Source organism: Rhizorhabdus argentea (assembly GCF_037861105.1).
Lineage (GTDB): Bacteria > Pseudomonadota > Alphaproteobacteria > Sphingomonadales > Sphingomonadaceae > Rhizorhabdus > Rhizorhabdus argentea.
Genome location: NZ_JBANFK010000002.1, coordinates 144598 through 157305, shown reverse-complemented (window position 1 = coordinate 157305; position 12708 = coordinate 144598). Strand labels below are relative to the sequence as shown.

Annotated in this window: 15 protein-coding genes; 9 read left to right on the top strand and 6 right to left on the bottom strand. The window is 61.3% G+C overall.

The genetic code is table 11. The features are described 5' to 3' along the window. Nucleotides 1–39: 39 nt before the first annotated feature. The 3 genes from ada to AAC645_RS02235 all read right to left on the bottom strand — a co-directional run bounded on the left by ada (nucleotide 40) and on the right by AAC645_RS02235 (nucleotide 2002). Nucleotides 40–1086 (bottom strand): bifunctional DNA-binding transcriptional regulator/O6-methylguanine-DNA methyltransferase Ada, encoded by a 1047-nt coding sequence (gene ada, locus AAC645_RS02245; RefSeq protein WP_340313512.1) that lies wholly within the window; start codon nucleotides 1084–1086, stop codon nucleotides 40–42. Nucleotides 1087–1206: 120 nt separating this feature from the next. Beyond that, nucleotides 1207–1467, bottom strand: a complete 261-nt coding sequence (locus AAC645_RS02240; protein ID WP_340313510.1) for a hypothetical protein — start codon at nucleotides 1465–1467, stop codon at nucleotides 1207–1209. 46 nt (nucleotides 1468–1513) lie between these two features. Beyond that, a complete protein-coding gene (locus tag AAC645_RS02235; RefSeq protein WP_340313509.1) occupies nucleotides 1514–2002 on the bottom strand; it encodes a hypothetical protein in 489 nt (162 codons plus the stop codon). A gap of 165 nt (nucleotides 2003–2167) precedes the next feature. On the opposite strand from AAC645_RS02235, the gene rpiB reads away from it, so the two are divergent. The 6 genes from rpiB to AAC645_RS02205 all read left to right on the top strand — a co-directional run bounded on the left by rpiB (nucleotide 2168) and on the right by AAC645_RS02205 (nucleotide 8025). After that, nucleotides 2168–2626 carry a ribose 5-phosphate isomerase B gene (rpiB, locus tag AAC645_RS02230; protein WP_340313508.1) on the top strand — a complete coding sequence of 153 codons (459 nt, stop codon included), beginning with the start codon at nucleotides 2168–2170 and terminating at the stop codon, nucleotides 2624–2626. Further along, on the top strand, nucleotides 2623–3939 hold the full coding sequence (gene glyA, locus AAC645_RS02225) for a serine hydroxymethyltransferase (RefSeq protein WP_340313507.1): 1317 nt from the start codon (nucleotides 2623–2625) through the stop codon (nucleotides 3937–3939). Before rpiB ends, glyA begins: the two co-directional genes overlap by 4 nt. Continuing rightward, on the top strand, nucleotides 3940–4401 hold the full coding sequence (nrdR, locus tag AAC645_RS02220) for a transcriptional regulator NrdR (RefSeq protein ID WP_340313506.1): 462 nt from the start codon (nucleotides 3940–3942) through the stop codon (nucleotides 4399–4401). It abuts the gene before it with no gap. 89 nt (nucleotides 4402–4490) lie between these two features. Continuing rightward, nucleotides 4491–5561, top strand: a complete 1071-nt coding sequence (locus tag AAC645_RS02215; protein WP_340313505.1) for a TrmJ/YjtD family RNA methyltransferase — start codon at nucleotides 4491–4493, stop codon at nucleotides 5559–5561. Nucleotides 5562–5732: 171 nt separating this feature from the next. Continuing rightward, the gene (locus AAC645_RS02210; protein ID WP_340313504.1) at nucleotides 5733–6617 is read left to right on the top strand and encodes a PEPxxWA-CTERM sorting domain-containing protein; all 885 of its coding nucleotides are present in this window, start codon (nucleotides 5733–5735) and stop codon (nucleotides 6615–6617) included. Between the two features lie 205 nt (nucleotides 6618–6822). Further along, complete coding sequence (locus tag AAC645_RS02205; protein ID WP_340313503.1) at nucleotides 6823–8025, top strand: glycosyltransferase; 1203 nt, start codon at nucleotides 6823–6825, stop codon at nucleotides 8023–8025. Between the two features lie 59 nt (nucleotides 8026–8084). On the opposite strand, the gene AAC645_RS20375 is transcribed toward AAC645_RS02205, so the two are convergent. Then, the gene (locus AAC645_RS20375) at nucleotides 8085–9038 is read right to left on the bottom strand and encodes a glycosyltransferase family 2 protein (protein WP_422785784.1); all 954 of its coding nucleotides are present in this window, start codon (nucleotides 9036–9038) and stop codon (nucleotides 8085–8087) included. Between the two features lie 166 nt (nucleotides 9039–9204). Between AAC645_RS20375 and AAC645_RS02195 the strand changes: the two genes are divergently transcribed. Together AAC645_RS02195 and AAC645_RS02190 are read left to right on the top strand one after the other, a co-directional pair. Next, nucleotides 9205–9942, top strand: coding sequence for an FkbM family methyltransferase (locus AAC645_RS02195; RefSeq protein ID WP_340313501.1), 738 nt, complete (start codon nucleotides 9205–9207; stop codon nucleotides 9940–9942). 13 nt (nucleotides 9943–9955) lie between these two features. Beyond that, nucleotides 9956–10804: a sterol desaturase family protein gene (locus AAC645_RS02190; protein WP_340313500.1), complete on the top strand. Its 849-nt coding sequence runs from the start codon at nucleotides 9956–9958 to the stop codon at nucleotides 10802–10804. A gap of 7 nt (nucleotides 10805–10811) precedes the next feature. On the opposite strand, the gene AAC645_RS02185 is transcribed toward AAC645_RS02190, so the two are convergent. Beyond that, nucleotides 10812–11126 carry a chorismate mutase gene (locus tag AAC645_RS02185; protein WP_340313498.1) on the bottom strand — a complete coding sequence of 105 codons (315 nt, stop codon included), beginning with the start codon at nucleotides 11124–11126 and terminating at the stop codon, nucleotides 10812–10814. Nucleotides 11127–11324: 198 nt separating this feature from the next. Between AAC645_RS02185 and rpsD the strand changes: the two genes are divergently transcribed. Further along, nucleotides 11325–11939 (top strand): 30S ribosomal protein S4, encoded by a 615-nt coding sequence (rpsD, locus tag AAC645_RS02180; protein WP_340313497.1) that lies wholly within the window; start codon nucleotides 11325–11327, stop codon nucleotides 11937–11939. Between the two features lie 54 nt (nucleotides 11940–11993). Here rpsD and AAC645_RS02175 read toward each other — a convergent pair whose 3' ends face one another. Beyond that, entirely contained in the window at nucleotides 11994–12626 is a 633-nt protein-coding gene (locus AAC645_RS02175; protein ID WP_340313687.1) for a TetR/AcrR family transcriptional regulator, read from the bottom strand. Between the last annotated feature and the right edge of the window lie 82 nt (nucleotides 12627–12708).

Sequence of the window (12708 nt, the reverse complement as noted above, 5' to 3'; positions counted from 1 at the left end):
ACAATCGCGGTTTATTGTCATGCCGCAGCCGGGGAAGCCTTACCCCCGCGCCTCGCGCGCCAGCAGTGCCCGCTTGCGCTCTACGCCCCAGCGATAGCCTGAGATCGAGCCGTCGCCACGCACCACCCGGTGGCACGGCACCACCACGGCCAGATGGTTGGCCGCGCAAGCGCCGGCAACGGCGCGCGCCGCAGCGGGATCGCCGACTGCCTTGGCAAGCTCGGCATAGCTGCGGGTTTCGCCGGCCGGAATCGCCTGGAGCGCCTGCCACACGCGGCGCTGGAAAGCGGTCCCGCGAATGTCGAGCGGCAGCGCGAGCCCCTGTGCCGGTTCCTCGACCATCGCCACTACATGTGCGACCTTTTCCTGGAAGGCGGTATCGGCGGCGATCATCCGGGCATTGGCGAAACGCCGTCCGAGATCCTCGACCAACGCGTCGTCATCGTCACCGATCAGGATCGCGCAAATCCCCCGCTCGCTTTCCGCCGCAAGCACCCGCCCGAGCGAAGACGCGCCGATGCCATAGCGGATCTCGGCGGCCGCCCCGCCCTTGCGATAGGCCGCAGGAAGCATGCCCAGCGCGGCATCGGCGGCAGCGTAGAATCGCCCGCTCGATCCGAACCCCGCCTCGTAGAGCGCCTCGGTCACCTGGGTCCCGCTCCCCAACGCCGTGCGGACCCTTCGGGCTCGTTCGGCATCGGCATAGCCTTTCGGCGTCAGACCGGTGATGCTGCGGAATAGGCGGTGGAAGTGATGCGGGCTGAGTCCTGCCCCATCGGCGAGTTCGTCGAGCGACAACGCCTCCTCGGCCTGTTCGATGCGCCGGCATGCGGCTGCGACCAAAGCTGCCTGGCGTTCGGCAAGCGGCGCCTCGTTGGGCCGGCAGCGCTTGCAGGGCCGGAACCCCGCAGCCTCGGCCGCAGCCGCATCGGCATGGAAGGCGACATTGCGCCGGTTGGGCGTTCGCGCGCCACAGGCCGGGCGGCAATAGACGCCCGTCGTCGCCACCGAATACACGAAGTCATCTGCCTGCGCGTCCCGCGCCAGCACCGCTTCCCACCGCGGATCATCGATCATCAACGTCATCACCGATACCTTTCGCACATATTGCCTGTGCGATCATCTGGCATCCACGAAGCCGGGACGCTTCCCGGCGCTTGCTTTCAAATCGAAAAGGCCCTGTCGAATTGCAAAGGCCGGTAGCGCTCAGGCGGCTGCGCGGGCCTCGGCTTCGCGTTCGCAATCGGGGCAACGCCCGCCGTGCGGATAGACAGCCTCGGCATTGTGCCAATGCCCCACCATCGCCTCGAAAATCTCGATGCCCTCGCCATAGCCGAGGCCGCGAAGCACATCGTTCGTCAGCAGATCGATCGCGCGGTGCGCCGCATGGCCCTGCATCGTCTCCACGATCAGACGCGCGCGATCGGCAAACTCCTTGGCGGACATCAGGGGAGCGGGCTTGGTCATCGCCGCGCCCTACCGCCCAAAACCGGCCATTTCAAGGCTGAGCTCTTCAGGGCCGAGCGGGTGGCGGCGTTACCGCATCGTCGCGGCAGAAGCCCTCGCCCTGTTGGATCATGAGGCAATTCTGCTTGCCCGCCAGCCATTTCAGCCTCGTCTCGTCGCCAGTCGCAGCCCGGATGCTCTCGGTCCGGCCGTTGCGGATGAAGCGGATCATGTCGCCATCGGCGGTGCCGTCATAGCTGTTGGTGCCGTCGAGCAGGGTCACGCTCAGCATATAATGGCCGCGCTCGCCGGCCGGCTGGATATCGAGCATCAGCCCCTCGACACCGATCCACTTGCCGATCCAGGCGTCGGTCGGCAGCGCAGGGGCGGCGCTGTTGACGGTCGGATCGACGTCGTCGATCATCTCGTCGGCGGCCATGTTATCGGCGACCGTCACATTGTCGATCGGATGGGCATCCTCGCCCTTGGCGCACGCGGCCAGCAGGAGGACCGCGGCCAGGCTGGCGCCAAGACAGGCAGAAGTGCGGATATTCATCGGGTCAGCTCCCATGCGCGACTGCCGCCGCTTCAAGAGATCATCGCAGGCGAGGTCAACAGCAAAGATGACGGCGCCTATTATGATGGAGGCCGGCATTGCGATAACGGGCTATCATCCCTAGAGACCGGCCAGCACCCGACTCGTCAGCACTGGACAGGATATATGGCAGAAATCGTCGCCATCGCATCCGATCATGCCGCGTTCGACTTGAAGGCCGCGCTCGTCCTGTGGCTTCGCGAAGAAGGCCATGAGGTTCGCGATCTCGGCCCCGACAGCACGGCATCGGTCGACTATCCCGATTATGGCTACCGGCTCGCCGAGGCGATCGCCTTGGGCGAAGCGACCAAGGGCATTGCCCTGTGCGGTTCCGGCATCGGCATCTCGATCGCGGTGAACCGCCATCCGGCGGCGCGCTGTGCGCTGGTGTCCGAAGTGCTGTCGGCCAGGCTCGCACGCGAGCATAACGACGCCAATGTCATCGCGCTCGGCGCCCGGCTGATCGGCATCGAGCAGGCCAAGGCCTGTGCCTCCGCCTTCCTGTCCACGCCCTTTGGGGGCGATCGCCACGCCCGCCGCGTCGACAAACTCACTCACCCCCGCTTCCACAAGGAACCCGCATGAGCAGCCATCCCGCCGCCACCCTTTCGGACGTCCAGCCCGATGGCTTCTTCACGCGCGGCCTCGCGCAGGCGGACCCCGCAGTGTTCGGCGGCCTCCAGCAGGAAATCACGCGCGAGAAGAAGCAGATCGAACTGATCGCATCGGAGAACATCGTTTCCAAGGCGGTGCTTGAGGCGCAGGGCTCGGTGTTCACCAACAAATATGCCGAGGGCTATCCGGGCAAGCGCTATTATCAGGGCTGCCACCCGTCGGACGTGGTCGAGCAGTTGGCGATCGACCGCGCCAAGCAGCTGTTCGATTGCGGTTTTGCCAACGTCCAGCCGCATTCGGGCGCCCAGGCCAACGGCGCGGTGATGCTCGCGCTGACGAAGCCCGGCGACACGATCATGGGGCTCAGCCTCGACGCCGGCGGCCACCTGACTCATGGCGCCAAGGCGGCGATGTCGGGCAAATGGTATAACGCCGTGCAATATGGCGTGCGGCCCGATGATCACCGCATCGACTTCGACCAGGTCGGGGCGCTGGCCCGAGAGCACAAGCCGACGCTGATCATCACCGGCGGCTCGGCCTATCCGCGCCACATCGACTTTGCCCGCTTCCGCGCCATCGCCGACGAGGTCGGAGCGCTGTTCATGGTCGACATGGCCCATTTCGCAGGCCTGGTGGCGGGCGGAGTCCACCCCACCCCGTTCGGCCATGCCCATGTCGTCACCACCACGACGCACAAGACGCTGCGCGGCCCGCGCGGCGGCATGATCATGACCAACGACGAGGCGATCGCAAAGAAGATCAATTCGGCGGTGTTCCCCGGCCTCCAGGGCGGCCCGCTGATGCACGTCGTCGCCGCCAAGGCGGTCGCATTTGGCGAGGCACTGCAGCCCGACTTCAAATCCTATGCCGCCGCCGTCGTCGAGAACGCCAAGGTGCTTGCCGCACGTCTCAAGGAACGCGGCGCCGATCTCGTCTCGGGCGGCACCGACACCCATCTTGCGCTGGTTGATCTACGCCCGATCGGCGTCACCGGCCGCGACGCCGACGAAGCGCTCGAGCGCGCGAGCATCACCTGCAACAAGAATGGCGTGCCCAACGATCCGCTTCCGCCGGTCAAGACCAGCGGCATCCGCGTCGGCTCGCCCGCGGGCACCACGCGCGGCTTCGGCCCGGCAGAGTTCCGCGACATTGCCGACATGATCGCCGATGTGCTCGACGGCCTCGCCAAGAACGGTGCCGAGGGCAACGCCCGGACAGAGGCCGATGTCAAGGCGCGGGTCGAGGCGCTGTGCGATCGCTTCCCGATCTATCCGGAGCTATAATTGCGCTGCCCATTCTGCGCCCACGACGACAGCCAGGTGAAGGACAGCCGCCCCACCGATGATGGGGCGGCGATCCGGCGGCGGCGGCAGTGCGAGGGGTGCGGCGCGCGCTTCACCACCTTCGAGCGCATCCAGCTGCGCGAGATGACGGTGGTGAAAAGCGAGAACCGGCGCGAGCCGTTCGATCGCTCGAAGCTCGAACGCTCGATCCAGATCGCCTGCCGCAAGCGCCCGGTCGATCCCGTTCGGATCGAGCGGCTGGCGACCGCGATCCAGCGCCAGATCGAAACCATGGGCGACAATGAGATCCCCGCCAGCGCCGTCGGCGAGATGGTGATGGACGGCCTCAAGGCGCTCGACAGCGTCGCCTATATCCGCTTCGCCAGCGTGTATAAGGATTTCCGCGAAGCCAAGGATTTCGAAGATTTCGCGGGGGCTGTGAGTGAGGCTGGGCGAGAATGAGCATTCCAGCTTCCCTCCCATATTCGTCGGCCCGCTCGTCCTGAGTAGGGGCTGAGCTTGGCGAAGGCCCGTATCGAAGGACCCTTGAAGTGAGTTTCTGGGCCTATATGCTCCGCTGCGCCGATGACAGCTTCTACGTAGGTCACTCCGATGATCTGCTGACCGAGGTCGCTCAGCATCAGTCCGGCGCCATCGCCGGTTATACGCAGAACCGCCGCCCGGTCAGTTTGGTCTGGTCCGAGGAGTTTCCGGAAAGCGATCAGGCTTTCGCGGTGGAAAGGCAGATCAAGGGCTGGTCGCGCCTCAAGAAGCAGGCGCTGATCGATGGTAATTGGTCTGCCCTTACGCGGCTCGCCAAGAAGTCGAGGATCCTTCGAGACGAGACTTCGCCACGCTCAGCCTCTCCTCAGGATGAGCGGGAAGAACTTCGGCGGCGGCAAATAGACGCCCGCCACCCCATCATCGTGCTCGTCCGCCCCCAGCTCGGCGAGAATATCGGCAAGGCCGCGCGCGCGATGCTGAATTTCGGGCTGACTGAGTTGAGGCTGGTGAGCCCGCGTGACGGCTGGCCCAATCCGGACGCGGGCCCCGCCGCATCGGGCGCGGACATCGTGCTCGAGCGGGCGCAGGTATATGATAGCGTTGCCGAGGCGACCGCCGATTGCGTGCATGTCTATGCGACGACAGTCCGCAAGCGCGGCGTTACCAAGCCGGTCGTCACGCCCGAGGCGGCGGCCGTTGCGATCCATGCGGAGAACGGCCGTTCGGCGATCCTGTTCGGGCCCGAGCGGTCTGGCCTGGAAACCGACGACGTCGCAACCGCCCGGACGATCGTCACCGTGCCGATCAATCCGGAGTTCGGAAGCCTGAACCTCGCCCAGGCGGTGATCCTCGTCGCCTATGAATGGTCCAAGGGCATGGAATTGTCATCGCCTCCTACGGTGGACCTCGATCCCCCTGCACCGCAAGAAGAACTCGATGGCCTGATCGACCATCTTGAGCGGATGCTCGACGCCTCCGGCTACTACTTTCCCCCGGACCGCGCGCCCACCACGAGGCGGACACTGCGCAGCCTGCTGACCAAGCCGGCGTGGAACGCTCAGGAAATACGGACATTGCGCGGAGTTCTCAGTACGATCGACAAGCCGCGCCGACGCTGAAATGCTGCGTCGCGGCCAATATATCGCCTAGATCACTGGGTTTACATGGTTGATGCGTGCTCATCACCATTGTAAACTACTTGTAAATCGCAGATTTCAGCGGAATCTTGCACTTCACTCCAAAACAGTGTACCCAACATCCACGCGTTCTGTGATCGGGGTTGGGGTATCATGCGTAATAGACTGCTCACCGTGCTGGTGGCGCTGTTTGTCTGTGCCGTCGGGGGACCGTTGCAGGCGGCGAATCTGCTCGTCAACGGCGACTTCGAGATGATCAGTGAGGACCGATCGTCGATTTTCGGCACCGATACCAATCCTGACGGCAGCAACGAACCCTTTGACGGCACTCCGCAGGTCGTTACGGGTTGGAACACGGCTGGCTACAATTTCGTGATGCGGCCGGGTGATGCGGATACGGTCGGGGCGACCACGCCCTTCCCCGATCCGGATGACGGGAGCATCCCGGCTCAATTTAGCCTGTGGGGTCCAAGCAACGGTTCGGCCAACGGACTGACCACGAGCCCGACTGGCGGCAATTTTATTGCGGCGGACGGCGCCTATCGCAATGCCCCGATCTCCCAGACGCTGACAGGTCTGACTCCAGGCGCCCGTTACGCGCTGACCTTCTACTGGGCAGCGGCTCAGCAACAGGGTTTCAACGGCGACACCAACGAAGGCTGGACAATCTGCTTCGGCACCTGCAGCTTCAACTTCTCTCCATCGGCGGATGGCCGCGCCAGTTTCACGAGCGGTCGGCTTTTCACGACGTCAACCGTTTCAAATACAAGTCACGGATTCGTCCCCTGGCAGTTGGAGACAACCTCGTTCGTCGCAACCAGTTCAACCCAGACTCTCTCGTTGCTGGCTTATGGCGCGCCGCTCGGACAGCCGCCCTTCGCGCTGATCGACGGCCTGAACCTTGAGAGGTCGATCTCGGGGGTTCCGGAGCCTTCGACCTGGGCCACAGTCCTGATCGGCTTCGGGTTGATCGGCGGCGTCATGCGTCGGCGGCATGCCTTCTCTTCCCGACGCCCCCTTTGCGCCCAAATTGTCTGATCACCGGCATATATGACGGCCCGGTGATTTTCGACGCGCCTTTCACGGCGTCGTCACTGGCTTTCGCTGGGGAACCAGCGCTTCTACTTTCCGGCCTCGACGGCCGACAGCCGCCTAGGCTCTTTCGATCGCCAGTTTCAGGGCGACCACTGGGACAAATTTGCTCGCCCACCCAAAGAACTGCGTCCGCTCCAACGGACTGCCTATGACAAAACGCATTCTGTATGTCTCAATGACAAGACCGAACAAAAATGGTTCGGGAGCGGAACAACGCTGCGCCTCTCATTTAGAGGCGTTAGAAAAGATAGGCGTTGTTGATACACTAATCTTATGCCGAGAAAATGATCAATGTACTGCAGATGATATTTGGCTTGGCTCCATCGGAATGGAAAGAAATAATAAGAGATTATCGGTTCCTATATTTGACAAAAACATTGTGAGGACCGTTTTTGGATTTTCGGAACATGTCGCGTGGCTAGACAGTGCTGACAAACAAATCTTGAGAGATCGAATAATTTCTCGAAACTATGAGATAATATTCGCGAATAGAGTTTTATGTGCTAATTTTCTGGTTTCATCTCTATTGAAAGATATCAAAAATTACCGGATCTATGTAGACGTAGACGACATAAATTCAGATTTCGTTTATCGTAACATCAAACTTAAAAAATTCTCGGACGGTGTTCAGACCCTGGTTGCCAGAACCATAGAGCTATTTTTTTCTAAATTTATAGAAGCCAAGGTAATTTCTTCATCTTCTGGTGTCTTCGTTTGTTCGCATGAGGACATAAAGAAAATAAACGGCAGAAACCCTAATCATATAGCGGCCATCCTGCCAAATATTACACAGGATAAGCCCCTGCCGGCGCCGAAATATCGGAATAAAATCGACCTCCTTTTTGTTGGCTCATTATATTATCATCCCAACATGGACGGGGTAACGTGGTTTATTTCTGAAATATGGGAACCATTGCGCAAAGAATTTGCAGAGAATATCACACTGACCATCGTAGGGCGCGGATCCGACCACGATATAGAAAATATCCGGCATATGCCGGGCATTTCCTTCCATCTTAACGTGCCTGATCTCACGCCATATTATTCGGCATCCAACGCATGCGTGATTCCGATACGTTATGGAGGCGGAACCTCGATAAAAACCATCGAGGCCATGTCCGTGGGTCGTCCCGTCCTATCGACGCCGGTTGGCGTGCGTGGCCTGGGCATCAAAGATGGAACGCATTACATCGAGTTCGACGACGCAGCCGGGTTCATTCGCGCCTGTCATCAACTTTTGGAAGACCCCGCTCTGGGCCGCTCTCTGGCAAAAGCAGCCCGAGGCGTGTGGGAAGAGTCGTTTACTCAAAGCGCCGTGGACAGAATAATCGCATCCACCATAGCAGGATGAAACCGGGTTATCAGCCGCCACGGATGTTGAGCACAGCCGTCAAAGGTGCCGAAAGCCGTTCAGCGGTGCCCTTGCGTCTGGCGCCCTGCCATTCCGGCGACCAGGCCAATCGCGATCTTGACCGATCGGCGGATCGAATACCGATCCCAGGGGAGATGGCGTACGAGCCGCCGCAAAAGGAGCCACCGCTTCTTGGCAAACGCCCCATCGATGGCTTGAGACGCGCGTTCCGCGATCGCAATGCCGAGCGCCTGTCGTTCGGCTTCGCCAATGCGATGGGCGGATTTGCTGTGGGCCAGAATCTCCACTTCGCCCGACAACTGTTTTATATGATCGGCCGAGTGGTTGCCGTCATGTCGGCGAATGGCCACGGTTGGACGAGCGAACGCAGCCACGGGCGCTTTGATGACGCAACGCAGGGTGAATTCGAGGTCCTCGCTCGGCAGCCGGCCGAAAGAGGGATCATAGCCTCCGACAGTATCGTAGAAGTCCCTCGTCATCGCGGTGCAGCTCGGAAAGATCGGCTGAAACTGCAATATTTGATCGAAAATCGGCGCTTCGGCAACGAGGACATCGGCTCCCGGCTTCGAGAAGCGATGCCAATATCCCGCCGGGGCTTCATCGAACTTGGTCGTCGCCTTCCGCTGCTTTTCGGTGAAATAGACAAAGTTGGTGAAGACGAAGGCTACATCCGGGCGCAATTGCACGGCCGCGGCGATCGCTTCGAGATGATCAGGCTGCCAAAGATCATCGCTGTCGCAAAAGGCCAGCCACGCGCGGCTGGATGCCAGGACCCCGACATGTCGAGCATTGGCGGCGCCCGCATTCGGCACGATTATGACTTTGCAGCCCGGCCAGGCCGCGGCCTTTTCTACGGTTGCGTCGGTCGACCCGTCATCGACCAGGATGACCTCCGAGGGCGGATGCACCTGGGCAAATATTGTGGCCAGCGTTTCATCGACAAGATCCTCACGGTTGAAAGCGGGGACAATGACGGAAAACTCGATCGACATTCGTCCCCTATTCGCTTCGACCCGCAGGTGCGTTTTTCATGCCCTGGTCGCCGAACAACATTGATGCAGACCCTGACGGGCGGCATGATGTGGGATGTCCGGCATCCCGGCTCCGGAAGGTCGCCAGCGCGGTGGGCTCGTATGACAGGCAATCGAAGGTAAAAGCATGAAGGGCATCTCGTCTCTTGCAAACGACTTCCTGGCGAAGCTAGGCTACAGTGTAACCGCGCAGTGGCGCCAGCCCAATCTCGCGCTCGCGACACTGACGCGACAGGTAATCGAAGCACATGCCATCGATCTGATCGTCGATGTTGGTGCTAATATCGGCCAGTATCGTCAATTCCTGCGGTTTGAAGCGGGATTTGACGGTGACATCGTCTCTTTTGAGCCCCAGCCGGAACTCGCAATCATATTGGATGATGCCGCCCGGGCCGATGAACGGTGGACCGTTCAGCATTGCGGCCTCGGCAGCGAGGACGGTGAACTGACCTTCAACGTCATGGAGGGGAGTCAGTTCTCCTCCTTTCTGGAACCCGATAACGGCGCCTTCCATCAGTTCGACGAGCAGAACCAGATCAAGGCGCGGCACCTTGTGCCGGTAAAACGGCTCGACCGGGCGCTCTCGGGCGTCGAAGGCCGCAACATCTTCCTAAAAAGCGACACGCAGGGCTTCGACGTTCAGGTCGTCCGCGGCGCGACGGGCATCCTGCATCGGGTCCAGGCGCTCCAGATGGAACTGCCGATCCACGCGATCTACAAGGGCGTCCAGAATTACCGTGATACGCTGAGCGAGCTAGAGCAGTTGGGGTTCACGCCAGCGGGCTTCTTCGTCGTCAGTCATGATCGAAAGCTGGCCGGAATCGAATTCGACTGCCTGCTCGTTCGCGGGGATCCCAAGGCGTAGAGAAAGCTGGACAATGGCACTGCTCGATGGTCTTCCAGCCCTGGTGAAGGTGATGCTCAGCCTGAGCGCGTGGCTGTGCCTGCTGACGGCGCTGTTCGTTCCGCTCGAAAGAGCGTTCGCGGTCAATCGTCAGTCGAGTCTTCGGCCCCAGATGCTGACCGATGTCGGCTTTTTCTTCCTGTCGGGACTGGTCCCGATCTTCATCCTGTCGCTCCCGTTGGCGATGTTCGCGGCGGTCATGCGGCACCTGCTGCCCGCCGCCTATACGCTCTGGGTTATCGGATTGCCGATCGGGCTCCAGATCCTGTTCGCCCTCATCGTCGGCGAATTCGGCTTCTACTGGGGCCATCGGATCATGCACCAGGTACCCTGGCTGTGGCGCTACCACGCCATCCATCATGAGCCGGTCCGGATGGACTGGCTGGTCAACACCCGCGCCCACCCGATCGACATCATCTTCACCCGCATGTTCGGGCTGACGCTCGTCAACATTGTGGGTTTCGGTATTCCCGGTTCGGGGTCGGGCAGCATGATCCCCATCATCGTGCTGCTCGCAGGAACCTTCTGGGGGTTTTTCATCCATGCGAACCTGAACGTCCGGCTCGGATGGATCGAGCATATCCTGTCGTCGCCGCGCTTCCATCACTGGCATCATTCGCGGAGCGATCATCCCAATCACAATTATGCGTCGACGCTGCCGATCTACGACCGCATCTTCGGCACCTATCATGTTCCACCTAAAGCCTGGCCGCCCAGCTACGGCATCGCGCCGGAGAACCAGCCCGATCTGCTCGGCACGCAGTCACCGGGAGCGCTGCCCGCGAAGTCCGATGCCACAGTCACCACCAAGGACGTGGCCTGAGCCGCACTCAGGATCCGCGGGCGTCAAATATTTCGAATTCGTGCGCGATCGATCCCTCGACCAGCAGATCGTAGAGCCTGTAGGCGAGCTTCGGCGGAAAGCCGCGATCGTCGGCGACCTTGACCGCATGCGCGATGACTTCGGCCTTGCGCACCTCGTCCCGCACCGCATCGCGGTTCGGCTTGATCTGCGCGGCGGCCTCGATATAGCGCATCCGCTCGGCCAGCAGGCTGACGATCAGCGTGTCGAGCCCATCGATCGCAGCACGGACCTGGCCCATGTCGGTACATTCGGCGGCGGGAACGGGAGTTTTCTCGGTCATGGCGGGCCCCTTAGCCCAGCCTTACGGGCTTGACTATCCGCCTCTTCGCCGCCATAGGCCCGCCTTCGCAATCGGCCCCACACCCCGGTGAAGTGGTGGCCCTGCCGTTGGCAACGACCAAGCAGAGCGAAATACCGGGAATGAACCGCGACTTGCCCGGCAGGGCGCGGCAACGTTGTAGCGATTGAAGGAAATATCATGTCGAAGCGCACCAGCGCCAAGTACAAGCTCGACCGTCGCATGGGCGAAAACATCTGGGGTCGCCCCAAGAGCCCGGTGAACAAGCGTGAATATGGTCCCGGCCAGCACGGCCAGCGCCGCAAGGGCAAGATGTCGGACTACGGCATCCAGCTGAAGGCCAAGCAGAAGCTCAAGGGCTATTACGGCGACGTTACCGAGAAGCAGTTCAAGAAGAACTACACCGAAGCGTCTCGCATGAAGGGCGACACCTCGCAAAACCTGATCGGCCTGCTCGAGCGCCGCCTCGACGCGGTCGTCTATCGCGCGAAGTTCGCGCCGACGATCTTCGCCGCGCGCCAGCTGGTCAGCCACGGCCACATTCGCGTCAATGGCGTGAAGTGCAACATCGCGTCGCGTCTGGTGAAGCCGGGCGACGAAATCTCGCTGGGTTCGAAGGCGCAGGAAATGGCGCTGGTGCTCGAAGCACAGGGCCTGTCGGAGCGCGACATCCCCGAATACATCGCCGCCGACGGCGGTTCGAAGGTCAGCTATGTCCGCGTGCCGACGCTGGACGAAGTGCCTTATGCAGTGAAGATGGAACCGAACCTGGTCGTCGAATTCTATTCGCGCTGATCGGTCCCGCTTCGCGGAAATACAAAGGGCGGCCTTCGGGTCGCCCTTTTTCGTTCAGGGCGCATAGGCACGCAGGAATATCTCCATCGCCGCATCGGCGTCGGCAGCGATAAGCTCGGGCGTTGGCGCCTCCAGGCGACCGAGCAGCAACTGCTGGTGACATCCCGAAAGAGACAGACTCGTCAGGACCTTCGCAGCCCGCTTCGCATCATCACGGCGGAGCAGGCCGCGCTCCATCGCCGACTCGACAAAGCCGGCGAGCAGAGCCTGAATGGTCTGCGGCACACGTTCGTAGAATATTGCGCCCATCTCCGGAAAGCGGCCCGCTTCGGCATGCACCAGCCTGTGCAGCGCGATCGCGTCTGGCATGGTGACCTTGTCGAGATAGCTTTTGCAGAAGGTTCGGAGCGTCCGCTCAGGGTCGCCGCACGGATGGAGCAGGGTCGAAACCTCAAGGCGAAATGCCGATGTGGCGCTGTCGAGCACCGCTTCGAACAGCGCCTCCTTCGAGGGGAAATAGCTCCACAGCGTAGCCTTGGACCCGCCCAGGGCTGCGGCGATGCCGGACATCGTCGTCGAAGCATATCCGTTCTCGAGGAAGGATGCCCGCGAAACCGCAAGGATGGTTTCCCGGCGGTCGATCCGCCGGGCCTCCCTCCGTCCCACAATCCGCTTTTCGCATCCCATGCTCATTACCGTACTATATGGTACAGATCGCGATTGACAAGTAACCAACTTGAGGTCACATCCCGAAATAATACCAGGCAGT